The organism is Psychrobacter coccoides, assembly GCF_017498085.1.
In the GTDB taxonomy this organism is placed as follows: domain Bacteria; phylum Pseudomonadota; class Gammaproteobacteria; order Pseudomonadales; family Moraxellaceae; genus Psychrobacter; species Psychrobacter coccoides.
The window spans coordinates 1-25561 of sequence record NZ_JAGBKM010000024.1 but is presented as its reverse complement, the minus strand read 5'-3'; the positions used below and the strand labels follow the sequence as shown (position 1 = coordinate 25561).

Genomic DNA, 25561 nt, shown 5'->3' with positions numbered 1-25561 from the left:
TTTATGACCTTTTAGTGGTCGCCTCGACACTATCGTCCTCTTGCTTTGCGGCCAAAAAATTAAAAAAGCGCTTAAAACTCACTTTAAACAAAAAAGCCACACCTACCCAGCAAGCCAATCCCAGCCAAGCCGTATCAGCAAATAACAACCCACCAATAAGGACAATGGCTGAGACGCCCACAGTCATAACCACCATCGAGGACTGATTTAAGCGATAACGATAGATGATAAAGGCATTATAAAGGCTGATGGGAATGGTGAGTGCGATCAAAGCGTAAGGTAAGTTATAAAACAATTGATACAGCAGCTGATTATCATGAAATGCTTTGATGCTAGCGACAGTACCAAAAACGATAAAAGCGATGATAGCGGCATATATAAGATAGATTGCTACTTGATTGGCACGCTGTGCGCCTTTGATACGAGCAATAGCAAGCGGCGCAAAGCCATATTGCGATTTGCTGTGCAAAGGGCGTTCTGAAGCATTGGTCATAACAGTCAGTCGTTCTATCAGTGGGTGATGGTGCGGTGGTAATAAAATACTGTGAGCCACAAGCTTACTTATTCAGCTTTGATGGCACTAATGGCGATGGCACTATTTGGGTCAGAGAAGTAGGTAGACAGCAGTATGCAGGCAGAGATGTCGTCAATGGGGTCACGAGGATCTTGAATCCAGCCTTGCTCCCATGCCAACTCACGAGCTGCCACAGAGGTCAGGCGCTCGTCACATAATTTTACTTTCACGGGTAAGTGTCGCTCCATTAGTCGATGCGCTAGCCGGCGTGCAAACTTATGAGCACGTTTGGACAACATAGAGCTACTGCCATCCATATTCAGCGGTAGCCCAACCAACACTTGGGTGACGCCCCATATTCTTATGATGCCTAACAGATTATCCCAATCCGGTTGCCCATTATCCATTGCCAAAATATCAAAAGCACGAGCCGTCTCAGTAATGGTGTTGCCAAGCGCCATCCCCATTTTTTTGACACCGTAATCTAATGCCAAAATCAAATGCTCTTTTGGGGTTGGATCGGTTTGACAAGTATTCGTTGCATGCTCAGCGGACATGTCCGTCTCTGTAGCTGTCTTAGTGTCTGTGCTGCCAGTATTGTCGACCATAATAACGGCTTCCCTTTAGTCATTGCGGCGATGAGTCATTGAGCCAATAATGCTAAATATGATGTGGTGGATTGAGTTTTAGCAAAAGCAGTGGGTTTTATACGGTCAAAGGCATTGTCAGGCGTGACCAATATCACTGCTTAAATAGTCAAAGTTGACGCCTATCTTGTCTGCAGCGGACTGCCAACGCTCTGCAAATGGCGTATCAAATAATAAGTTCAGATCAGCTGGACACACCAACCAATCACCGTTAGCCAGCTCCCGTTCGAGCTGCTCTTTGCCCCAGCTGGCATGGCCTAAACACAGATGATAATGTCCCACACCTTGACCGGCAGCGATACGCTTGAGAATATCTTGACTGGTGGTGATACAGACATTTTCTGATATCGCAAACGAAGACGCCCATTCAGGCTGGCCAGTATGGAGCACAAAGCCAACCTCAGGATACACCGGGCCACCCTGTAGCGCCAGATCTTCCATCACTTGCGGGTCAGTCACCTCAATACTTAAGTCTTCTAGTAGTTTGCCAACACGTGATTGCTCAAGGGGACGATTTACCATAAGCCCCAGTGCGCCTTGCTTGTCATGGCGGCAGATATAGATCAGCGCCTGCTCAAACCGTGGGTCTGGCAGCTGCGGCGTTGCAATCAAGAAGTGATGGGTCAAATTAGCGTTAGACATAGATACAGATACAGTTTAAAGAAGATGGGACCCTACTATATGGTGATTATCTACACAAAATCAACCGAGGTTGGGTAGGGTGGCTATTTGATATCGCTCAGTAGACTGCGTGCATGGTCACGGGTCACATCAGTGATGGTCACACCACCTGACATACGTGCCAGCTCGTTGACCTGCGCATCATCAACCAACACAATCAGTTCGCTTTGGGTTTGCTGGTCGTGATGCTTTTGTACCAAAATATGTTGATGCGCTTGCGCTGCGACCTGTGCTTGATGGGTGATGGCTAATAGCTGTTGAGTCTGTCCTAGCGTGCGTAACAGCTCACCGACCACTTGCGCAGTACCGCCACTGATACCGACATCGACCTCATCAAAGACCAACATTGGCTTAGCGGCATTGTTATCGCTATTGGTCACTTGTAGCACTTGCATGACCAAAGCCATCCTTGATAGTTCGCCCCCTGAAGCGATTTTATGTAACGGTTGCATCGGCATGCCGACGTTCGCACTAAACAGCAGATCTATATCAAAACAGCCTTGAGCATTATAGAGGCTTGGGTCTGATTTTTTGGTAAAAACAAACTCACAGCGAGCATTGGGGAGGGCAAGTGGCTGTAGCTGCTCAATCAGCTGTTGACTAATCGCCGGGGCGGCCTTTTGGCGTTGGTCGTTTAGCGCCGTTGCCAACTCAAGGTACGTTTGCCACGCCTCCTCAATTTGGGCCGCTAAAGCGTCACTGCTAGGCTCATTTTCTAGCTCTTCTAGTTGCTGTTGCCAGACATTGGCTTCTGCTATCAAATCATTTGCTGGCAAGCCATGCTTGCGTGAGAGACGATGACCGAGGCTGATAAGATTGTCTAACTCTTGCAAGCGCTCAGGGTCAGGCAACTGCTGCTCGGCATAGTCTGCTAATAGCACGGTCACTTCTGTGATTTGCTGCTGCGCCAGATGCAGTTGCTCTGAGGCTTGATGAAAGGTTTGACTGACATCGATTTGATGGTCGCACAGTTTGATGGCTTGACCAAGCAAGGTCATGACATCGGGCTCATCAGTATCACTGTCCAACAAGTGTAGACTGCGACTGGCCTCTATCATTAAAGCTTCAATATTGGACAGCTCCTCATGCTCAGCTTCGACTTCTGTATAGTCGACAGCCAGTAAGGGCTCGATATCTGCCAGCTGGTTTTGGAGCAGCTCGATACGGTCTTGGCGCTGCGCTTCTCGGCTGATAATCTCATCGGCTTGGCGCTTTAGCTGCTGATAGTGTTGGTAGCTACTGGCTGTCTGAGCTGCCAGTGGGGTCAGCTTCGCCATCTCATCAAGCCACCCAACCACGAATTGAGGCTTAAGAAGTGCTTGCTGGGCGTGTTGACTATGAATGTTGACGAGCAGTGCCCCTAAGCTTTTTAATTCTGCTAAGCTTATAGGCGTCCCATTTAACCATGCTTTTGAGCGGCCAGTACTGCTCAGCTGTCGACGAATCAGCACCTCTGGCTCCTCTAAAGAGCGCTCATGAGAAGCAAACCATTCTGCCACTATAGGGTTGTCCGCCACATCAAACTGTGCATAAATATCAGCGTGCGCTGCCCCATGCCTGACCATCGCACTGTCTGCCCGTGCGCCAGCACATAACGCCATCGCATCGAGCAGTAACGACTTGCCAGCACCTGTTTCACCAGTAATGACATTAAAGCCTTCAGCAAAACTCAGCTCATGCTCATCGATGAGTGCGAACTGATATAAGGTTAGTGATAACAGCATCAAGGCCTCTCGTGGTAGACGGTTAATATTGTATACAGACTAGCAGTCAGTATATAGTATCAAAACTGACCCGCTATAAATTTTATCTTTAAAAAGTCTATTTGTGCCCAAAGCAGTCCCATAAGGCACGATATAATAATCTATTTTTTGGTACTTTTATGCGACATATTACTCATCATTTACTGCTCTGCTGTAACAAACTTTATAGATATAATGTGGTAGCATAATCTTACCTAATCACCATATCTGGCGACACAGCATACATATGTCCACGCCAAAAACCATGGTTTAGTTCGAGAATGTTGAGATTTTACCATAAGATTAGGCAGTAAAATCAATATTTTAGGTGTTGGTGTCGTGCTAAATACCCAAGAAGCAATCTATTAAGAAGCCATTGCTTTAATGATAAGGATAAGCGGGTTTAATGCGTCACAGACGTGTACAGCAGCAAGCTTTATCAGCCTAAAATAGTCGTCTTATTTTTTAGTTTAGCAATAATTATTTGATAAGGAAGCCACTATGTCAGCGGCACAGTTTACCAATGTGACAGTCAATGCTCAGGCCACAATATCTTATGATGGTCGCTGTTCTAGCCATACCATTATGTTTGAGGATGGGCGGCACAAGACTTTAGGCGTTATTCTACCCTGCGACAATACCATCGAGCAGTATCAGTTCAGCACCAATACCTCTGAGCGTATCGAGATCATTAGCGGGGAGTGTGAAGTGAAGATTAATGGTGATGAAGAGTTTAGCTATTATCGGGCAGGTCAGTCTTTCGTGGTGCAAGGCAATAGTAGCTTCAATCTACGTACGGATGAGATTGTGCAATATGTTTGCCACCTAGAAGGCTAAGGCCAGTTTGAGTATCTCATAAACAGGTCTGTATTGAGCAAAAGATGTTTTGATTAGAGTACGTTGATATTTAGAGTACCTTGATATTAGACACTAACGATAACGCTCAAAACAAGGCAACTGGTTACACTACAATCAAGAAACAAATAATATCCTATAGATTTTATTTGTTTCTTTTTTATTAAAGTTCTCTTATTTGGACTTTTTATTAGGTTGATCTACTATGGCAAAACCCAGCTATTTTTATGGCATTCATGCGATTGAAGCCTTACTTACCCATCGTCCACTAGATGCACTGAGCCTATTTGTACAGCAAGGCCGCGAGAGCGACAGCCATGTTCAAGACATTATCAGTGCTGCCCAAGCAAATGGCGTCAGTGTGCAACCCACTCAAAAAGACAAGCTCACGCAATTGTGTGGTAGCCCGCAGCATCAAGGCGTCGTACTGCATGCTCGCCCACTCAGCTTCACTAACGAAAGCTTGCTAGATACCCTCGTTGCAAACGAGCGCTGCTTATTATTGGTACTCGATCAGATTACAGATGCACACAATTTTGGTGCGTGTCTACGTACCGCTGTAGCGATGGGTGTGGATGCCGTGGTTTGTCCGAAGCATCATGCCGCCAGTCTGACGCCAACAGTTGCCAAGGTTTCTGTGGGCGCTGCAGAGATGATGCCGGTCATTAGTGTAACCAACTTGGCTCGAACCTTATCCCACATTAAGCAAGCGGGCGTCTTTGTATTTGGAACGGCATTAAATGCAGATGCTAAGCCTATCCATACTGTAGATATGACAGGTAAGAGCGCTTTAATCATGGGCTCAGAAGGAGAAGGCATGCGCCGTCTGACTGCCGAGAGTTGTGACGAGCTGGTATATATCCCTATGTCAGGCAACGATCATGGACATCTGCAAAGTTTGAATGTGAGCGTGGCTACAGGTATGGCACTTTATGAGGTCAATCGACAGCGTACTTCAACTGCTGGGCAAGCGTAAGGTAGTTTTGATGTAAGGGCTCTAGTTGCTGGTATAACGCAGCTAGGTCTGCATTGTTTACCACGATATCATCAGCATGACGATTACGCTCCTCACGATCAAGCTGATTGGCCATAATGGCTTTTATTTTGATCATGCTTTGCTCGTCACGTAGACTGGCGCGTGCCAGCTGGGTATCCTCACTGACATCGATGACTAAGATGCGTTGACATAGGTTGGCAAGACCTGCTTCGGCTGCTTCAATTAATAGCGGTGCAGATAAAATCACATAAGGTGAGGTGCTTGCTTTTAGCTGAGACTTTGCCGCTTCACGGATAGCAGGATGGGTAATCTCTTCAAGCTTGATCAGCGCCGCTGGATTTGCAAACACATGCGTACGTACCGCAGCACGGTCCATATGGCCTTCTGCATCCACCACCCAGTCCCCAAGCTTTTTCTGAATCTTACGTAGGGTAGGGCTACCTTTAGCGACCACAGTATGTGCGATCACATCTGCATCAATGATGTCTATCCCTTGCTCTGCAAACCAATCACTGGCAGCAGATTTGCCACTACCAATGCCACCTGTCAAACCCACCACCAGCCGTTTGCTTTTGCTGGTATTAATGGTTTGTGGACGGTTATTATTAAGGGCAGACTGAGAGTCTAAACCAGAGTCTGTTGATGCGTTGTTTATTGACATAATAGTGACTTATTAAGCTGATAAAGTAAGGAGGGGTAGCATACCTAGCTATAATGTATCACTAACCAAACGCTTGATAAAGCGCTTATTATATAAGCGCCAGTCGTTAGGGCGTACTTTAAGCGTACATCGCCAAATACCAGTTAACGATGTCTGAGCCATATAATAGGGCGATGATACCTGCGATGGCGATATAGGGGCCAAATGCAAAAGGCTGACTTTCCCCTTGTTTTTTCATCAAAATAAGACCGACGATGGAGCCTAATAAAGAAGACAAAAGAATGATCAGCGGTAGCATCAACGGGCCTAGCCAAGCGCCCATCACTGCCAATAACTTAAAGTCACCTTGACCCATGCCGTGCTTTTTAGTCAGCAGATAAAACATTTTAACCACCACCCACAGGGATAAAAAGCCTAATAGTAAACCCCAAATTGACTGGGTAGGTGAGACAAACCAGCTTTGTGAATTGACTGCCAGCCCTAAGCCTGCAAGCGGAAAGGTTAAGCGATCAGGCAGCAGCTGAGTATCAAAGTCAATCCCAGTTAGGGCAATCAGTGTCCATACTAATACGAGCGCAGCCATCCCTGCAGTCGTCACTCCGAACTGATAAACGACCAACGCAGACAGGAGGGCAGTGACAAGCTCTACGATAGGATAACGGATACTAATTGGTGTTTTGCAGTCTGAGCAGCGTCCACGTAGTATCAGCCAACTTATCAAGGGTATGTTTTCATACCACCTGATTTTATGAGTGCAGTGTGGACAACTCGAAGCGGGCATACTTAAGCTTATAGGCGTATCAGCAGCGACGATTTGCATAAGCGCTGAGGTATGCTGATTTGGCATATCTGCCTGCTGTGACATAAAGTGGCTACACTCTTGGCGCCACTCTGCGACCATCATCAGTGGTATGCGATGAATCACCACATTCAAAAAACTGCCTACACAAAGACCAAGTAGTGCAAACAGCACCAGTGTCAAGGACAGATTGCCTTGTAATAACTCTATAAATTGTATCAAGTTGCGGTCCTTTCTTAGCCTACTACTGAGCCCATTTGGAAGATTGGTAAATACATGGCAATGACTAAGCCACCGACCAGTACCCCAAGTACTGACATGATCAGCGGCTCCATCAAGCTGGTTAAGCCATCAACCGCATTGTCTACTTCGTTTTCATAATAGACCGCAACTTTATCCAGCATTTCTTCCAAGCTACCAGACTCTTCACCAATACCAACCATTTGAATGGCCATACTAGGAAACAGGTTGGTTGAGCGCATAGAAAACTGCAACTGCTGACCAGTAGACACGTCATTTTTTATTTGCTGAGTGGCGTTATAAAACACCACGTTATTGGTCGCCCCTGCAGTAGAGTCTAAAGCATCGATTAGTGGCACCCCTGCAGCAAAGGTAGTGGATAGTGTACGGGCAAAGCGAGCAATCACTGCTTGATAAGCGATATTGCCAAATATAGGCGCCTTTAATACCGCACGATCTAAAAAGTCACGAAACTTTTTTGAGCGTTTTTTGGCTTCAGAAAAACCAATGACAGCCGCACCAATAGTGATGATCAATACAAACCACCATGATTGCATCCACTCTGACATACCGACAACCATCTGAGTAAACGCAGGCAGCTCTGAGCCGAAAGATTCAAACAAATCTGCAAACACAGGAACCACTTTAATCAACAGAATAACTGTCACAATGATGGCCACGACAATGACAGCAATGGGGTATTTCATGGCTTTTTTAATCTTGGCTTTGAGTAGCTCACTTTTTTCTTTATAAGTGGCCACTCGCTCTAGCATCGTCTCAAGCGCACCCGCTTGCTCACCAGAGTCAACAAGGGAGCAAAAAAGATCATCAAAGTAACGGGGGTGTTTTCGCAGTGCAGAGGCAAAAGTACCCCCTGCTTCGATGTCGCCCTTTATCTCTAATACCAATTCTTTCATGCTGGGGTTGTCTAATGAGTCAGCCACGATTTCAAACGACTGAGTTAAAGGAACACCAGCTTTCATCATGGTCGCCAGTTGCCGTGAAAATATGGCAATGTCCATCGGCTTGATGGATTTCTTGAAAGTAAATAAAGGCTTGGGTTTTTTCTTAATACTTTTGACCGTGATACCTTGTTTACGCAACGTCGCCTTCGCCAGCTCTAAGTTACGGCTAGTTGTTTCACCTTTGACTTTTTGCCCACGTCGATTGACTCCATCATAAACAAAGTCTAGTAATGCATCGGTCTTAGCTTGTGCCATTTTCCTACCCTCAAGTTTTGCCAGTCTTTATGTGCTTATCAGCGCAGTACGATAGTTTTTGCTGTGTTGATTGTTATTGCTAAGCCATCAGATGTGATGTTTTAAAAAGCTATTCAGAAGTCACTCGCATCATTTCTTGAATACTGGTCACCCCTTGTAATACTTTTAAGATACCTGAACGCCGTAAATCACGAAAGCCGTTTTTTAGCGCCGCATCTTTAATATCGATGGCATTACCATCTTCCATGATGATACGAGAAATATCTGGGCTGACCTTCATCACTTCATAAATACCCACACGGCCCTTGTAGCCCTCACGGCATTCATCACAGCCGACAGGCTCATAAATGACATTATCAGGATTGTCCAAATCGTCATCGGTAAAGCCAAGCTCAAGTAAGCTTTGTCTTGGAATGTCGATGGCTGTTTTACAGTTATTGCACAACCGCCGTGCTAAGCGCTGAGCGATAACCAAGTTTACTGAGGTGGCAATATTAAATGAAGCCACACCCATATTGCGCAGTCGGGTAAGGGTTTCAGGTGCAGAGTTGGTGTGCAAGGTAGAGAGCACCATATGACCTGTTTGAGCCGCCTTAATAGCGATCTCAGCAGTCTCTAAGTCACGAATCTCACCAACCATGACAATATCTGGATCTTGACGCAAAAAGGACTTTAGGGCACTTGCAAAGTTTAGGCCGACTTTGGGGTTGACGTTGACTTGGTTGATGCCTTCAAGGTTGATCTCAACGGGATCCTCAGCGGTAGAAATATTAGTGAGGCCAGTATTTAGTATGTTGATACCTGTGTATAAAGAAACCGTCTTACCAGAGCCAGTAGGACCAGTGATGAGCAGCATGCCCTGAGGCTTGTGAAGCGCCTCTAAAAACATCTCTTTTTGATCGGGCTCATAGCCCAAAGCGTCAATACCAAGCATCGCTGATGAAGGGTCCAAAATACGCAGGACTATTTTTTCACCAAACAAAGTAGGTAAGGAGTTTACCCTGAAGTCGATGGCTTTATTTTTGGACAGCTTGAGCTTAATGCGACCATCTTGCGGGATACGGCGCTCAGAGATGTCCATTTGTGACATCACTTTGAGTCGTGCAGCGATTTTGCTGGCAAGTTGAATGGGTGGACTGGCCATCTTTTCCATCACGCCATCGACCCGAAAGCGTACACGATAGGATTTTTCGTAAGGCTCAAAGTGTAAGTCAGACGCACCCATACGAATGGCTTCAACTAACATTTTATTGACGAATTTCACTACAGGCGCTTCATCGACACCATCACTGAGTTTGGTCTCACCATCCTCTGCCTCTGTATCTTCTAGATCAACATTAAAGTCGCCATCAGAGAAACTGTCGAAGTTTTGCATACTGTCAGCATAAACACTGTCAATACGCTTTTTGAGCTTATCTTCCTCGACCACCACTGTCTCAACTGCCAACTGCGAGTTAAAGGCAATCGCATCAATCGCATCGACTCTGGTAGGGTCACTTAGCGCCACAAACACTCGTTGTCCACGTCTGAATATAGGCAGCGCATTGAACTTTCGTACTACTTTTTCATCGACCAGGTTTTTTGGAATGTGATCGTTGTTGAGTGCATTGATATCAAACAAAGGATCGCCAAAGGCCTCTGATAGTAGTTTTGCCACTTGATAGGCGCTGGCCATTTTATTGTCTACTAAATATGAGACCAAGCTGACTTGTTGTTGTAGGGCCTCGGCTTGCGCTTTTTTTATGTTTTCTTCGTTAACCACACCAGCGTGAATAAGCTGTTGTGATAAGCTGCCGAATTTATTGGTCATGGTAGACATCGACCCTCTCCTCAATACTAACTAGACTAATACACATTGATAATTATACCAATAACATGCAAGAATCATGACAGTTTAGCGTGCCCAACATATGGCTATCATAAAAGCTTCCTTGCTCGCAGAATATGAAGTGAATAATGAATAGCAGTAGGGTAATATCGATTGCATTGAAGACACACCCTAACGACTAGGTCGTTGCGCTATACTATAGCACTGGATAAATATTTGTTATACTGACGCGCATAATAGCCACAATGGCAATGACAAATGACATAAGGTAGATGAGCGATGCAAGCTTGGGTAATTGGGAATTGGAAGCAAAATCCAGCGACGATGAGTGAGGTCAATGCTTTATTAGAGACACTGCTAGCCACTGTCACTGATGATAGTGATCGCACCAGCTGTCAGTTAATGGTGGCGCCAAGTTGTGTGCATCTTGCCACGGTTGGCCAACGGTTGCAAAACACACCAATCCTATGTGCCGCCCAAGACATTAGCGCTCATAGTGATAGTACGGGCGCTTATACAGGTGACTGTTCGGCTCAGCAAGTGGCTGATGCGGGTGCCTCATGGACGATCGTGGGACACTCTGAACGTCGTCAATACCACCAAGAGTCGCATGATGCGCTGATGTATAAGCTCAAGCATGCGTTTACTCAAAACTTAGGGGTCATATTCTGTGTCGGCGAAACACAAGAGCAGTATGATAATAAACAAACCCTTGAGGTACTGAACGATCAATTGGCTGTTGTAAAAGATTTATTAGATAAAGCGTCTCATCTGGCTAAAACCATAGCAGATAACTTGATTATCGCTTATGAGCCAGTATGGGCAATTGGTACAGGTAAGGTGCCGACGGTAGACGAAGTCAGTACCACCCATGACTATATAAAGACAACCTTGGCTGGTTTTTCTGAAGCGCTGACCCAAACTCGTGTACTATACGGTGGTAGCGTCAACGCAGACAATGCTGAAAGCTTTGCAGCAAGTCCTGTGATCGATGGCGCACTGGTAGGTGGAGCGTCATTAAAAGCGGAGAGTTTTTTAGCGATAGCTGACGCTTTTGCCCGAGCCAAAAAGTCAGGGTAAAGTGACAGCTTACCTCAACAGTTTTATGAGTCGTTGAGAGTCGGGTATCGTATCTTACTTTTTTATATCGTCAGTAAAGACAAATAGCCCCTAAAAAGAGCTCATAAATCGCTATAAGTGGGTTTAACAGTGCCCTTGCAATCGTGTACAATGCGCCTTATTTAGAGTAGTCATTAGGGTAATGGCTTGATATAGATGATGTTATCAGTATCAAGTGCGACTCGCTACCAAATATTAAAGATCTAATTTTCGTTATCAGCCGTCATTAATACGTTAAAAGAGGCCTCCATGTTTACGTTTATATTAGCCCTGCATATTATCGTGGCCATTGCCATGATTGGCTTGATTTTAATACAGCATGGCAAAGGAGCAGATGCTGGGGCTTCTTTTGGTGCTGGCTCTTCTGGTACTGTCTTTGGTGCAGCAGGTACGGCCAACTTTTTGACTCGGGCGACAGCGGTGTTGACAGTTATATTTTTTATCACCAGTATGACGCTTGCTGTCAAAGCTCGTGAGCAAGCTGAAGATCAGTTTCGCTTAGATGCACCTGTATCTGCACCACAGTCGCCACGACCTTTGACTCAAAACCCTCAATAGAGTTTGGTTTAAATCTTTGATGTCAGTGTGGCGTTAAAGTAATACTTGCTATTTTAATAGGTTAGTTTTACAATACACGCCTGTTTTTATGATGCTGCATTCAATCCTATTGTCTACCTCATGACATAGAACAGTTGAATGTCACTAAGCAAAAGAACAGCCAGTAAGAGAAGTAGTTGTAAGATGTAACAACAAGCGATTGTGGTGGAATTGGTAGACACGCCATCTTGAGGGGGTGGTGGCGCAAGCTGTGGGGGTTCAAGTCCCCCCAATCGCACCATGTTTTTATATCGAACAAGTTTGTACCGTACAGCGTAACGTCAGTTATTGTAGAGATAAGATTTTAATTTAAAGTTTTTTTAAATAAAGATTGACAGACCTACAAAACTCACATACAATGTGCATTCTAAATTGATGCGGGGTGGAGCAGTCTGGTAGCTCGTCGGGCTCATAACCCGAAGGTCGTTGGTTCAAATCCAGCCCCCGCTACCACTTTTAATACTGATTTTTGTACACTAAATTATCAGTGTCAATTAGCCCACCATTATGTTTGTGGGTTTTTTTGTATCTGTTAGTCGGTGTTATCACGGTATCTATCCTACTTATGCTAAGCTCTACGCCCATAGTGTACGATAATATCGGCCACATGCGCAGTTACTTTTGAGCGACATTGTCTGTTGTACCACACTCCTTTGTTGATAATCTTGCTTAAAAAACAATAAAAAACGTTTGATGGTTTGATGGTTTGAGCTTGAGGTTCGAAGCTCATATCCTCATATATACTATAAATATGACACCATCCTAGGTAGATTGTCGACAGCTAAAGCATACAAAAATGCCACTGCCGGAACCGAGGTGCGTATTATTTTAAGTACGATAGATAAGTGAATAGGAACAAAAAATAAATTATGAAACTTTCGACCAAAGTTGCAGAACTTACAACTATCATTGCGCCAGCAGTTGCTGCGTGTGATGTGGCATTGTGGGGTATAGAGTTTGCGCCACAGGGCCGTCGCTCTTTGCTGCGCATTTATATTGAGTCTTTGCCAGAAGACAAAGCTCAAGACAAGCAAGTCACTATTGAAGACTGCGCCGCCGTCAACCATCAGGTCAGTGGCGTACTAGAAGTCCATGACCCGATTGCTGGTGAATATATATTAGAAGTGTCTTCACCCGGTTTTGATAGAATGTTTTTTTCAGATGAGCAAATGCAAGACTATGTGGGGCAGACGATCAGCCTGCGCTTGATACAAGCGATTGGACAGGGCGATAAGAAACGCCGCAAAGTGACAGGAAAGCTTGACAGTATAGACAGCGAAACAGTACAGCTAACGTCAGTAGATGGCGAGCAGTTTGAGGTTGCGCTAAGCAACATTGATAAGGCTAATTTAGTATTTGAAGATGCGTAGTGTTTAAAGAAATATATTTTATGAGTGCATAGTATTTTAGATACAACGCTTTTAATATACTCAGACTACGAAAGAGTTATTGATGACAGTGTGCCAATATGTATTGTGTTTACTTTTAGCTCTATGCTACTTATAGCGATATAGACATAAAATATGTACACGATATGCACATAGCTGGCTGATAAAGCCATTTAAAAACAGCCTTGCAACATAACACCAATACATAAATGATGACATTTAAGCCAATTAATTATAAATTGACAGGACAGGTATAGCATGAGTCGTGAAATCTTAACGGTAGTTGAAACCGTCAGTAATGAAAAGGGCTTGAATCCTGAAGATATCTTTGAAGCAATAGAAGACGCTTTAGTGGTTTCAACTAAGAAAAAAGTATACACCGAACAACCAGAAGTGGCTGTACGGGTATCTATTGACCGTACGACTGGTGACTACGATACGTATCGTTATTGGACAGTGGTCGCAGATGAAGATCACGAAATGCCAGCCTGTCAGCTTGCCATTACCGACCTTGACCAAGATGAATGGTCTATTGGCGATATCAAAGAAGAGCAAATTGAGTCGATTGAGTTTGGCCGTATTGCAGCCACTCAAGCCAAGCAAGTCATCATCCAAAAAATTCGTGAAGCAGAGCGTGCGCTTGTCGCCGATGCTTTTGAGCCACGTATTGGTGAGATGATGTATGGTGAAGTAAAAAAACAAACTCGTGACGGCTATATCATCGACTTAGGTGACAATGCTGAAGGCTATTTATCACGTGATCAGATGTTGCCACGTGAGCAGCTGCGTGTTAAATCACGTATCAACGCCATCTTATATCATGTGAATCGTGAAAACCGTGGTGCACAACTACTGTTGTCACGTACGCATCCTGAGATGCTCTCAGCGCTTATGCAAAAAGAAGTGCCTGAAATCGCTGAAGAGATTATCGAGATTCGTAACGTCGCACGTCTGCCAGGCACGCGTGCTAAAATATCAGTAAAGACTAATGACAGTCGCATCGACCCAGTAGGTGCTTGTATCGGTATGCGTGGTACTCGTATCCAAGCGGTACAGCAAGAGCTTGACGGCGAGCGCATCGATGTGGTCGTTTGGTCTGATGATCCTGCTCAGTACATCATCAGTGCGCTTGAGCCTGCTGATGTCAGTAGTATCATTCTTGATGAAGATGCACAGACAGCAGACATCATCTTTAGCACCAATGATCAGCTTGCACGTGCTATCGGTTCGCAAGGTCAAAACGTGCGTCTGGCATCAGAACTGACGGGTTATAAGCTGAATATGATGCTTGAAGAAGAGTATCAAGAGCGTCAAGAAAACGAAACCAAAGCCTTTATCGAGCTTTTTTATGATCGTCTAGAGGTAGATCAAGATTTGGCGCAAGCGTTGGTTGATATCGGCTTTACCACGATTGAAGAGGTGGCTTACGTACCAGTCGAGACTTTCTATGATATAGAAGGTTTGGATGACGAAGCGATCGATATGATTCAAGAGCGTGCAAAAGATGTGGTACTTGCGGACGAGTTGGTTAAGCAACAAAATATGAAAGAGCCAAGCCAAGAACTGCAAGATCTAGAAGGTATGACGGTCAGCTGGGCTTATAAAATGGCACAAAAAGATATCATTACCCTTGATGATCTGGCTGAGCAAGCAGTATTTGATCTAGAAGATATTGAAGGCTTAGATGCTGATACCGCAGGTCAGCTGATCATGAAAGCTCGGGAATCTTGGTTCGATGAATAGGCGTTAACTGCATATCACTGTCTTTTAGTGATATGCTATTAATAAGAAAGGGTAGATAACAGCCGTTATTTAGTATACTGAGATCATCAGTAATTAAAATATACAGCGTTTATATCACCCCAACCCAATCATTTGTAGCCAACAACTGAATTGAACATATAGCAAATAATAGACAGTAGGTGATAATAAATGGCAGATAAGACCGTCAAAGAACTGGCAGAAATGGTAGGCAAAACCGCTAGTGCTGTACAACAGCAACTACAGGATGCTGGACTGCCTGCTCGTGCAACAGATGACATAGTCACCGAGCGCGAGCAAGAGAAGTTGGTGGCGTATTTAAAACAAAGTCATGGCCAGCAAGAAAAACGCCGTATTAGCCTAAAATCTAAGACGACAAGTACTGCGCGTGTGACAGGCTCTTCTGGTAAATCGAAGAATGTCAATGTTGAAGTGCGCAAAAAGAAAGTATTTGAAAAGCCTGATCCAGAGAAGATTGCAGCAGAACTGGCCGCTCGTGAACAGGCGATGGCTGAAGCACAAGCTCGTGCTGCCAAAGAAGCCGAAGAGAAAGCGGCGGCGAAGAAAGAAGCTGAAGAGCGCCAGGCAGCAACCTTGGCAGCGATGCGTGCCAGTCTGGGATCGAGCAAGAAGTCAGACGGCAAAAATGACGATATCTCTGCCTCTGTCGTGGTCAAAAAAGGCGGCAAAGCAGCTGCTGAGATCAAAGAAAAAGAAAAGAAAAAAGTTGCACCTACTCAACCTAAGGTCGAAACGGCCGCCGAGCGTAAAGCACGTATTGCCCGTGAAAAAGAAGAAGAGCGTCTACGCCAAATCGAAGCTGAGACACGCCGTGCTCAAGCTGAAGAAGCACAAAAGCGCACACTTGAGCAAATGCGTAAAATGGCCGGTAAATATACCGATCGTGAGCCAGTCGCTGAAGTACGTAAAGACGAACCTTTAGCCGAAGGCTTAGTGGGTGATGCTTTAGAAGAGTCGTTTGAAAAAGAGCGCCGTGAGATTAAACGTGGCTCTGGTAGTACAGGTGCACGTGGACGTCGTCGTAAAAACCAAGACGAACGTGAAATCAGAAACCGTAAAGGCGGTTTACGCTCTACACAAGCTTCACAGCATAAGTTTGAAAAACCTGTTGAAAAAATCTTCCATGATGTCGAAATCAGTGAGCAGATTACGGTGGCAGATCTTGCCCAGCGTATGGCAGTGAAAGCTCGTGAAGTGACCAAGCTGCTTATGAAAATGGGTGAGATGGCTCGTGAGTCAGATACCATCGATCAAGCAACCGCAAGCTTAGTCGTCGAAGAAATGGGACACAACCCTGTATTGGTAAGTGATACTAAAGTTGAGGACGATCTGCAAGATGCTGTTGATGAGCGTAGTAGTAACGTACAAACACGCCCACCAGTAGTGACCATCATGGGTCATGTTGATCATGGTAAAACCTCATTGCTAGACAAAATCCGTGAGACGAAAGTCGCCACTGGGGAAGCAGGCGGTATCACCCAGCATATTGGTGCTTATCATGTTGAGACGGACCGTGGTGTCATTACTTTCCTTGATACACCAGGTCACGCAGCCTTTAGCGCCATGCGCTCACGCGGTGCACAGGCAACGGATATTGTAGTATTAGTTGTCGCCGCTGATGATGGTATGATGCCACAGACAGAAGAAGCCATTGATCATGCACGCGCTGCTGGTACCCCACTTATTGTGGCTATCAACAAAATGGATAAGCCAAGTGCTGATCCAGATCGGGTGTTGAACGAGCTGACAACTAAAGAAGTGGTCTCAGAAGATTGGGGCGGCGATACTCCTATGGCACGCATCTCGGCCAAGACCGGTGATGGTATCGATGAGTTGTTAGAGCTGATCGGTTTACAAGCTGAGTTGATGGAGCTTGAAGCGCCATTAGACGGTGCGGCTCAAGGTGTGGTCATTGAGTCAAAGCTTGAAAAAGGCCGTGGCGCTGTCGTGAGCTTGTTGGTCAAAAAAGGGACGCTAAAACAAGGCGACCTAGTATTGGCTGGTGAGCATTATGGTAAGGTTCGTGCCATGACGGATGAGCGTGGTCAACGTATCAAGTCAGCTGGTCCATCGATTCCTGTTGAAATCTTAGGTTTACCTGAGACGCCAGCCGCTGGTAGTGAGTTCTTAGTCGTTACTGACGAGAAAAAAGCTCGTGAAGTGGCGGATTTTAGAACCAACCGTGAGCGTGAACAACAACTTGAGCGCCAAAACAAAATGCGCTTAGAGAATATGTTTGAGCAGATGGGTCAGGGCGATGTGTCTTTCCTAAACATCGTGCTAAAAACCGACGTACGAGGCTCACTTGAGGCCTTGCTTGCAGCATTAAACGAGCTATCAACTGATGAAGTCAAAGTGAGAGTTATTAGCTCAGGTGTCGGTCCTATCTCTGAGTCTGATGTGACGCTTGCAGAGTCTAGTGAAGCCGTGTTGTTAGGGTTTAATGTCCGTGCTGATAGCGCAGCACGCCGTAAAGCAGATACTGCTGATATGGACATCCGTTACTATAGTGTTATCTATGGTTTGATTGATGATGTCAAAGCGGCTATGAGTGGCATGCTTGCGCCAGAACATCGTGAGAAGATTCTAGGTATTGCTGAAGTACGTGAGGTGTTCCGCTCAAGTAAGTTTGGTGCAGCAGCTGGTTGTATGGTCGTTGAAGGCACCATCTATCGCAATAAGCCGATTCGTGTATTGCGTGATGATAAGGTGATATTCACTGGTCAGTTGCAGTCATTACGTCGCTATAAAGAAGACGTCAATGAAGTACGTACAGGTATGGAATGCGGTTTGGCCGTCCGTGGTTATGATGTTGAAGTAGGTGATAAGATCGAAGTCTTTGAAATCCAAGAGTTTGCTCGTACCATCTAGGCCCCTTTGTTAAGTGTCATTTCTGCTTAACATATCGGTCTTAAACATACGTCATCACACTGCACTAAGGTCTAACAGGTCCATCCTGCTAGGCCTTTTTTATCGAACATTCAAACGCTTATAGAGCAGTTATTTAAAAGTATTAAACAATAGGATAATAATATGAGCCAACGCCTACAACGCTTAGCAGATCAAATCCAACGTGAGCTAGCCGTTCTTATTCGAGATGAAGTCAATGACCCACGCTTGACAGGTTTTGTCACCATCTCCAGTGTCAAAGTCAGTCCAGACTTAGGTTATGCCGACATCTATGTGACTATTATGGAGCCAGAGCTTAACGATGCGATGACCAAGCACAGTCATGAGCAAAGCCTGGAAGTTCTGAATAAAGCGGCTGGATTTTTACGTACAGAGCTTAGCCATAGTTTAAAAACACGCACCACCCCACGTTTGCGTTTTCATTACGATGAAGTAACCGCTCGTGGTAACTACATGATGGACTTAATCAATCAAGCTGTCACAAAAACTGAGCAAAACGAGGCAGACGAGTAAGTTTTTATTATGTCGATATCTTCAGCCAAACAAAAGGTCTCAGGTGTCATCCTGATTGATAAGCCCATGGGGATGACATCACAGCAAGTGGTGTCAAAAGTTAAGTATCTGTTCAAATCGCCGAGACATGACAGCAAAAAAGCGGGGCACACAGGCACACTTGACCCTATGGCCACCGGCTTACTGCCTATTTGTCTGGGCGAAGCCACTAAGTTCAGTCATTATCAACTTGATGCTGATAAGTCTTACCAAGCGACAATTTTACTGGGGCAACAGACTGACACAGGTGATGCAGAGGGACAGGTGATTGCCGAGTCGGCCATACCTAAGCTAAACAGTACAGCTTTGGCCAAAGTCGCTCAGCAGTTTTTGGGGGCTCAGAAACAAACCCCACCCATGTACTCTGCGCTAAAAAAAGATGGCAAAAAGCTATACGAATACGCACGTGCAGGTATCGAGGTTGAACGTATGGCTAGAGATATCGTCATTAAAGCGATTGAGCTATTAGCGCTAGATGAACAGCAGGTACAATTAACCGTCGTTTGTACCAAAGGCACTTATATACGTGTTTTGGCAGAAGATATTGCTAAAGCGTTGGGGACGCTAGGCCATTTAACGGCATTAAGGCGTTTAAAAACAGGTGATTTCACCATCGATGATGCCATTACTTTGTCGCAGCTAGAAGACAAAGCGCTAGAGGATCGGTTTTTGCAACTGTTACCACTAGATGCCTGCGTTGATATTGCGGCACAGCTTACTTTAACAGCAGAGCAGTGCACACGGGTACGACAAGGACAGCGACTAAACGTCATCAATCAATTGACGGCAGACCCAGACCTAAAACACTATATTGCAACCCTTGCTGCTGAAGAGCTCGTATCTGCTGACAGTCAACTGCTATTACATGAAATGCCGGTCGATATTCGGCTGACTGATGAACAAGGACAGTTTATTGGTTTGGGTTCGGTCAGCTTAAACGGCCGCTTACAGCCCAAAAAACTGATTCAACGATAAGTGGTTGGATAGAGAGTAAGATATAAGAATCCTTGAAACACAATAACTGATAGTACAATTGTCTTGAAGAACCTTGATAGGTTATTGTCTCGTTTGAGTCTTATACTGTCAAACTCGCCATGATGCGCACTCCTTTAACGCAGAATTTACCAGCTCATTACATTAATCACATATCGTCACATTTTATTGCAGGTTTCGCCTATGGTGAAACCTGCTTTTTTTGTACAGTGGTTAAGTCAGCTAGGGAAAGCTGCATCATAATAATAAAATAATCATAAAACAACATAATAATGATAGTCGATAATAACTAAAACGTTTCAGAGGAATGAGTTAAGAAGAATAATAAAACTCTAAAAATAACAGATAATTAAATCTAAAGAAATAGTGACATATTATCTATTTTTATAATAAGAGAAGGAGTCATATGAAAACGATTGCTTTTTTATTACACAATCATTTTGAGCAAGCAGAGTATGAAGATGTTAATAACCAGTTGAAAAACAAAGGTTATAAAACAGTGCTCATAACGACTAACAAAGAAAAAGACGTACAAGCAATGAATCAAGACGTCAACAAAGGCGCTACTTTTACGGCAGACCTCTTTGCAAAAGACGCAGACGCGACTGACTATGATGCTTTGGTCTTACCCGGTGGTACAGTGAATGCTGATACCATACGAGGGAATAAAGAGGCACATAAGATAATCAATGCGGTCTATGAGGCCGGCAAACCGTTAGCGGTTATTTGCCACGCTCCTTGGGTGCTTATCAATACAGATATTGCTAAAGATAAAACGCTTACCGCTTATCATTCCTTACAGTTGGATCTAGAAAATGCGGGGGCTACTTTTGTAGATAAAACGGTACAAGTGGATGGCAACTTGATCACTTCACGCAATCCAGATGACATTGATAACTTTGTTGAGGCAATTGATACTGCCTTGTCATAATGCTAATAATTCACTACTCATCACAATAAATAAGGATAATATCATGACACAGCCTAATCCAAACGACACTAAGTTTGAACAACAAAAGTCTGAATCAGAAGTCTCATCGCTAAAGAATCAGACTGAAGACAACTACGAAAAAGACACAGATGCTGCAGCAGAGCGTATCGCTGACAACTTAGAGGAAGCCAAAAAAGACCAATAAAATCATATGATGAACCTTTATTAAATGATTTTAGTTTTATACTTCCAAAGTAGAAGCTAGCGAAAATGTTGCTAGGTTCTACCTTTGTTAACACTGTCTCGGTTTGAGTATAAATAAGTATAAAAAAATAGGCGTAAAAAGACAGGAGGATATCGTGGATAACTCGAAGCAAAACATGGATGCACAAGAGCAAAAAATAGCAGAGCTCGCAGAAGATATTAACCCTAGTGAAGACACAGTGCCCGATAGTGTGGCTGAAGCTACTACAGTGCCATTAGATGATGATGCACTTGGTGGCAATGCTACTGAAGATGATGCTAAAAAATAAAACAGATTTCTATAAGATGGTTAAAGCAGTCCTCTAAGCTATTTTGTTAAAACAAACAGCGATAATTACTGTTTGTTTGGTGTTTTTTTGTTATAATCGTCAGCTTGTCAATAGCAAGAAATTGCTAACAATCTATTAAGCTCACTGTTCACTAGGTCAACTCTAGTAATGCAGGGTTGTCCCGAATGATACGTGGGCTATTTTACTTTATCTTTTGATTTCAAAAGCGTTTGATGTTTTACGCTTCTATTGAAATCTTTAGCATTGCCGGAGAAATCTTATGCTAACCAATACTGATCGTGAACAAATCATTGCCCAATACAAGCGTAGCGAAAATGACACAGGCTCACCTGAGGTCCAAATCGCTCTACTAAGCGCACGTATCAATGATCTACAGGACCATTTCAAAGCTCATAAAGCAGATCATCACAGCCGCCGCGGTCTTATCCGTATGGTTAACACACGTCGTAAATTGCTTGATTACTTAAAAGCTAAAGACCTTGGTCGCTACAGCGCAATCATTAGCCAGTTGGGTCTACGTCGTTAATTTAACGATTGTAAGGTATAGATAATAAGTAGCAGTCTGATAACTAGACCTCTCATATTTATCTAATGGCTTAGCTTTAATTAAAACGGTGTGGAATAACTTCACACCGTTTTTTTGTGCAAACTATCTATTCACTGTTTTAGACTATAGTCGATACACTCTAAAAATGTCATAGCGCTACTGGGATGCTTTCTGTTCATAATATAGGTTGCGCAGCCTCTAGGGAGAGCAGCACGCAAGTAAAATTTATACCAGTAGCGCGTTTAAATCCATAACAGTTTTACATTCAGCTGACTATATGGCGTAGATTATACTTTTTTCGATTACAAAGGGTTTAGAACGTTATGGGGTTTAGTACGTCAGAAAGCAGAAGTGTTTACAGTCAAGATGTAATTAATTGGTCAACGTCTATAAATCCCTGTAAAATAGTGCATTGTGAATTTTATAGTTGTCAGATCTGTTACGACGTTTATGCTAGGGTGCGTGACAAAAGTGATAAGCGTTGGCTCAATTAAACGCACAAAGTCGCTGCAGACGCTCCAATCTATAAAACCGAATTTGTATACTCAAGAAGATGCAATAGTAATACCGATAAATAAGGTGTGTTTATAGGCCTTACAAATAAGGCTTATTTATGATTACCAAATCCAAAGACTGTGATTACCGGTGTCAAATTTGTTTGGTTTGCGATAGGTAGCAAAGGACACAGGTTTTTTGTTTTACTTTGGAATTGGCACACATCAAGTGCACAACAGAATTTTTAACGACAGATATCATGCTTTATATTGCTGATATCAATCTCGTCATTCATTATTAGGAAACTTATATGACAGCTCCAACAATGTTCAATACCATTAAGCGTGAATTTCAGTACGGTGACCAAAAAGTGGTGTTAGAAACCGGCCGTGTCGCTCGCCAAGCCAACTCTATTATGGTTCATATGGGCGGCGTTACTGTGCTGGTTGCAGCCGTGGTCAAATCTGAAGCCAAAGAAGGTCAAAACTTCTTTCCATTGACCGTAAACTATCAAGAAAAAATGTATGCAGCGGGTAAGATTCCAGGTGCTTATGGTAAGCGTGAAGGCCGTGCCAGTGAGTTTGAAACCTTAACTTCACGCTTGATCGACCGTCCAATTCGTCCGCTGTTCCCTGAAGGGTATGTCAACGAAATTCAAATCACCGCAACCGTAGTATCATCAGACAAAACACAACATGCAGATATCGCAGCGATGATTGGTGCGTCAGCAGCATTGGCCATCTCAGATGCGCCATTTAATGGTCCTGTAGCAGGTGCTCGTGTTGGCTTTATTGGTGGTGAGTACGTTCTAAACCCAACGATTGAGCAGTTAGAAGGCAGTGATTTGGACTTGGTGGTAGCAGGGACCAAGTCTGCCGTATTGATGGTTGAATCTGAAGCAGCAGAGCTGTCAGAAGATCAGATGTTAGGTGCTGTGCTATACGGTCATGAACAGCAGCAGATCGTCATTGATAATATTGTTTCATTAGCCGAAGAAGTGGGCACGGCAAAGCAGGAGTTCACTGCACCCAAGCATGATGAAACACTCGAAAATAGTATGAAAGAGCAGTTTGGTGCACAAATTGCTGATGCATATAGTATTAGTGACAAGCAAGATCGCTATGCTAAGCTTGATGAAGTCAAGGATGCCGCTATCGCAGCGCTGGCCGGCGATCCTGAAGCAGAAGACTATGATGATAAAGTCTCTGAGCTAAAAGAGATCTACAACGATCTTAAGTACCGTACGGTTCGTGACAATATCTTGTCAGGTAAGCCACGTATTGATGGTCGTGATTTAGATACGGTCCGTGCCCTAGATGTACAGGTTGGTGTATTGCCTTACACTCATGGCTCAGCGTTATTTACACGTGGTGAAACACAAGCATTGGTAACGACGACACTAGGCAACAGCCGTGATGTCAATATGATTGACTCACTCGCTGGCACGATTCGTGATCATTTCATGCTGCATTATAACTTCCCGCATTTCTCAGTCGGTGAGACCGGCCGTGAAGGTATTCCAAAGCGCCGTGAGATCGGTCATGGTCGTCTAGCACGCCGTGGTGTGCAAGCGATGCTACCTGACAGCGAGCGCTTTCCGTATGTGATTCGTGTGGTATCTGAGATCACTGAGTCAAATGGTTCATCATCTATGGCATCTGTTTGTGGCGCAAGCTTGGCGCTGATGGACGCTGGTGTACCGCTAAAAGCACCAGTCGCTGGTATTGCGATGGGTCTGGTCAAAGAAGGTGAGCGCTTTGCTGTCTTATCTGACATCTTAGGCGATGAAGATCATTTGGGCGACATGGACTTTAAAGTTGCTGGCTCTAAAGATGGTATCACAGCGCTACAGATGGATATCAAAATCGAAGGCATCACCCCAGACATCATGGAGCAAGCGCTAAAGCAAGCCCATGCCGGTCGTATCCATATTCTAGATGCGATGAATAAAGTACTGCCTGAGAGCCGTACTGAAATCAATGCCCATGCGCCGAACTACGCAGTGATTGAGATCAACCCGGACAAAATCCGTGACGTCATTGGTAAAGGTGGGGCGATGATTCGTCAGTTGACGGAAGAGACGGGCGCGGTCATCGATATCGATGATGCTGGTACGATTCGCATCTTTGGTGAGAACAAAGCCGCAACTAAAGCTGCTATCGGTAGAATTGAAGCCTTAACGGCAGAAGTCGAAGTGGGCAAAACTTATGAAGGTACCGTTGCTCGTATCGTAGATTTTGGTGCGTTTGTTAACGTCTTGCCAAACACTGATGGTCTCGTGCATATCTCACAAATCGCTGAAGAGCGTGTCGAGAATGTCTCTGATTATCTAAAAGAGGGTCAGACAGTCAAAGTCTTGGTACAAGATGTTGATAACCGTGGTCGTATTAAGCTGACTATGAAAGGTATTGAACAGGATGCCGCTGCTGAATAAGTAGCCTAAAGCTTAATATAAAAACCGCCTTGGGTTGATACTCAAGGTGGTTTTTTTGTTTTTTGAATTAGTTGAGCGGTCGTTTTTAAACTGTAGTGTTAGGTATCGTAGGTTTTATCATAGATTATGGACTCTCTAATATAATCTCTCTTATGGAAAAAAATGGGGTACCCTAATTAAAACTTGAATACTTGACTACATATCATAAGTAATAAGTAAAATCAGCTGTTAATTCTCTTCATAGTTACTAATTTCTATAACTGCTCCTTATTAAACCATCATCACGCAATTAGCTAGAAAACGAAGATTGCTAGTATTCTCTACTACCAAATTAAAACAATATAGGTTATATTAGTGTTAGTTAGTGTTACCTAATTAAAACAAAACCTTCTCTAAATAGAAAAAACTTCTCTAAATAGACAAGCCTTCTTAGCTTATCGAGAAGGCTTTATAAGGATATATGATGGCACAAGCAACTCAAATAATTTTGCAAAAAGACAATGTTAACTTGATTAGTCAAGTATTAAACAGTAACCAACCTACTATAATAGCTGCTGAAGAAGGTATGCAGATTAGTTTAGTAGATGCTAAGACAGGTCAACCCGCTAAAAAATTAAAAGCTAAGAAAGTGGCCGATGATTTGCTGATTGCAGATGAAAATGGTGAGGCATTACTTACTATCGAGGATTATTATCTAACTGATAATATTGAGATTGGTACAGTTAGTGATTCAGGTTTTGTTGAGTTTGATTATGTAAGTGCTGAAACAGGCGTGACTACACAAATAGCTTCAGAAACTTCTTATACAACGCTTGTATCGGAAATGTTAGGTGATACTTCATTAATTGCAGGTATCAGCAATGGTGCCTTATTGGGCTCAATTGGTGCTGCTGCATTAGGGGTAGCAGCTATAAGTAGTGGTTCAAGTGATAGTTCACCAAAACCGCCTGCTAATAAATTACCAGTTTCCAAAGATTCAATCATCGAAGCCACCGAAGACACTGTAGCGACAGGTCAATTAGAAGCGGCTACTGATGCCGATGGTGACGAATTAACTTATGCATTAAAAGACAAT

Annotated in this window: 23 protein-coding genes and 2 tRNA genes; 17 read left to right on the top strand and 8 right to left on the bottom strand. The window is 44.0% G+C overall.

The features are described 5' to 3' along the window. Position 1 precedes the first annotated feature (1 nt). From J3492_RS11495 to recN, 4 genes are all read right to left on the bottom strand, one after another. Positions 2-493, bottom strand: coding sequence for a hypothetical protein (locus J3492_RS11495; protein WP_207992193.1), 492 nt, complete (start codon positions 491-493; stop codon positions 2-4). Between the two features lie 68 nt (positions 494-561). Beyond that, positions 562-1071 (bottom strand): Holliday junction resolvase RuvX, encoded by a 510-nt coding sequence (gene ruvX, locus J3492_RS11490; protein WP_207992214.1) that lies wholly within the window; start codon positions 1069-1071, stop codon positions 562-564. Between the two features lie 168 nt (positions 1072-1239). Next, complete coding sequence (locus J3492_RS11485; RefSeq protein WP_207992192.1) at positions 1240-1803, bottom strand: YqgE/AlgH family protein; 564 nt, start codon at positions 1801-1803, stop codon at positions 1240-1242. Positions 1804-1886: 83 nt separating this feature from the next. Continuing rightward, positions 1887-3566 (bottom strand): DNA repair protein RecN, encoded by a 1680-nt coding sequence (recN, locus tag J3492_RS11480; RefSeq protein ID WP_207992191.1) that lies wholly within the window; start codon positions 3564-3566, stop codon positions 1887-1889. Between the two features lie 519 nt (positions 3567-4085). Between recN and ppnP the strand changes: the two genes are divergently transcribed. Then, positions 4086-4421 (top strand): pyrimidine/purine nucleoside phosphorylase, encoded by a 336-nt coding sequence (ppnP, locus tag J3492_RS11475; protein WP_207992190.1) that lies wholly within the window; start codon positions 4086-4088, stop codon positions 4419-4421. A gap of 223 nt (positions 4422-4644) precedes the next feature. Continuing rightward, entirely contained in the window at positions 4645-5415 is a 771-nt protein-coding gene (gene rlmB, locus J3492_RS11470; RefSeq protein WP_207992189.1) for a 23S rRNA (guanosine(2251)-2'-O)-methyltransferase RlmB, read from the top strand. Here the strand turns inward: rlmB and coaE are convergent. The 4 genes from coaE to pilB all read right to left on the bottom strand — a co-directional run bounded on the left by coaE (position 5378) and on the right by pilB (position 10175). After that, positions 5378-6097 (bottom strand): dephospho-CoA kinase, encoded by a 720-nt coding sequence (coaE, locus tag J3492_RS11465; protein WP_207992188.1) that lies wholly within the window; start codon positions 6095-6097, stop codon positions 5378-5380. The two genes, rlmB and coaE, sit on opposite strands and share 38 nt — an antisense overlap. Positions 6098-6215: 118 nt before the next feature. Further along, on the bottom strand, positions 6216-7115 hold the full coding sequence (locus J3492_RS11460; RefSeq protein ID WP_207992213.1) for a prepilin peptidase: 900 nt from the start codon (positions 7113-7115) through the stop codon (positions 6216-6218). Positions 7116-7132: 17 nt separating this feature from the next. Beyond that, positions 7133-8356: a type II secretion system F family protein gene (locus tag J3492_RS11455; RefSeq protein WP_207992187.1), complete on the bottom strand. Its 1224-nt coding sequence runs from the start codon at positions 8354-8356 to the stop codon at positions 7133-7135. Positions 8357-8465: 109 nt separating this feature from the next. Further along, the gene (gene pilB / locus J3492_RS11450; RefSeq protein WP_207992186.1) at positions 8466-10175 is read right to left on the bottom strand and encodes a type IV-A pilus assembly ATPase PilB; all 1710 of its coding nucleotides are present in this window, start codon (positions 10173-10175) and stop codon (positions 8466-8468) included. Positions 10176-10463: 288 nt separating this feature from the next. On the opposite strand from pilB, the gene tpiA reads away from it, so the two are divergent. The 15 genes from tpiA to J3492_RS11375 all read left to right on the top strand — a co-directional run. Beyond that, complete coding sequence (gene tpiA / locus J3492_RS11445; protein WP_207992185.1) at positions 10464-11264, top strand: triose-phosphate isomerase; 801 nt, start codon at positions 10464-10466, stop codon at positions 11262-11264. A 288-nt stretch (positions 11265-11552) separates the two neighbouring features. Continuing rightward, the gene (gene secG, locus J3492_RS11440) at positions 11553-11861 is read left to right on the top strand and encodes a preprotein translocase subunit SecG (RefSeq protein WP_207992184.1); all 309 of its coding nucleotides are present in this window, start codon (positions 11553-11555) and stop codon (positions 11859-11861) included. Between the two features lie 195 nt (positions 11862-12056). Then, positions 12057-12141: transfer RNA gene (locus tag J3492_RS11435), tRNA-Leu, on the top strand. A gap of 135 nt (positions 12142-12276) precedes the next feature. After that, positions 12277-12353: transfer RNA gene (locus J3492_RS11430), tRNA-Met, on the top strand. 416 nt (positions 12354-12769) lie between these two features. Then, on the top strand, positions 12770-13270 hold the full coding sequence (rimP, locus tag J3492_RS11425) for a ribosome maturation factor RimP (protein ID WP_207992183.1): 501 nt from the start codon (positions 12770-12772) through the stop codon (positions 13268-13270). 276 nt (positions 13271-13546) lie between these two features. After that, the gene (gene nusA / locus J3492_RS11420; protein ID WP_207992182.1) at positions 13547-15031 is read left to right on the top strand and encodes a transcription termination factor NusA; all 1485 of its coding nucleotides are present in this window, start codon (positions 13547-13549) and stop codon (positions 15029-15031) included. A 189-nt stretch (positions 15032-15220) separates the two neighbouring features. Further along, positions 15221-17941, top strand: a complete 2721-nt coding sequence (infB, locus tag J3492_RS11415; RefSeq protein ID WP_207992181.1) for a translation initiation factor IF-2 — start codon at positions 15221-15223, stop codon at positions 17939-17941. A gap of 162 nt (positions 17942-18103) precedes the next feature. Further along, positions 18104-18493, top strand: coding sequence for a ribosome-binding factor A (locus tag J3492_RS11410; RefSeq protein ID WP_207992180.1), 390 nt, complete (start codon positions 18104-18106; stop codon positions 18491-18493). A gap of 9 nt (positions 18494-18502) precedes the next feature. Further along, entirely contained in the window at positions 18503-19507 is a 1005-nt protein-coding gene (gene truB / locus J3492_RS11405; RefSeq protein ID WP_207992179.1) for a tRNA pseudouridine(55) synthase TruB, read from the top strand. 424 nt (positions 19508-19931) lie between these two features. Next, complete coding sequence (locus J3492_RS11400; protein WP_207992178.1) at positions 19932-20456, top strand: type 1 glutamine amidotransferase domain-containing protein; 525 nt, start codon at positions 19932-19934, stop codon at positions 20454-20456. A gap of 43 nt (positions 20457-20499) precedes the next feature. Beyond that, a complete protein-coding gene (locus J3492_RS11395) occupies positions 20500-20661 on the top strand; it encodes a hypothetical protein (RefSeq protein WP_207992177.1) in 162 nt (53 codons plus the stop codon). 154 nt (positions 20662-20815) lie between these two features. Continuing rightward, positions 20816-20989, top strand: a complete 174-nt coding sequence (locus J3492_RS11390) for a hypothetical protein (protein ID WP_207992176.1) — start codon at positions 20816-20818, stop codon at positions 20987-20989. A 280-nt stretch (positions 20990-21269) separates the two neighbouring features. Further along, a complete protein-coding gene (gene rpsO / locus J3492_RS11385; protein ID WP_207992175.1) occupies positions 21270-21536 on the top strand; it encodes a 30S ribosomal protein S15 in 267 nt (88 codons plus the stop codon). An 841-nt stretch (positions 21537-22377) separates the two neighbouring features. Beyond that, on the top strand, positions 22378-24486 hold the full coding sequence (pnp, locus tag J3492_RS11380) for a polyribonucleotide nucleotidyltransferase (protein WP_207992212.1): 2109 nt from the start codon (positions 22378-22380) through the stop codon (positions 24484-24486). Positions 24487-24949: 463 nt separating this feature from the next. Next, on the top strand, positions 24950-25561 hold a 612-nt coding region (locus J3492_RS11375), incomplete at its 3' end, for a hypothetical protein (protein WP_207992174.1).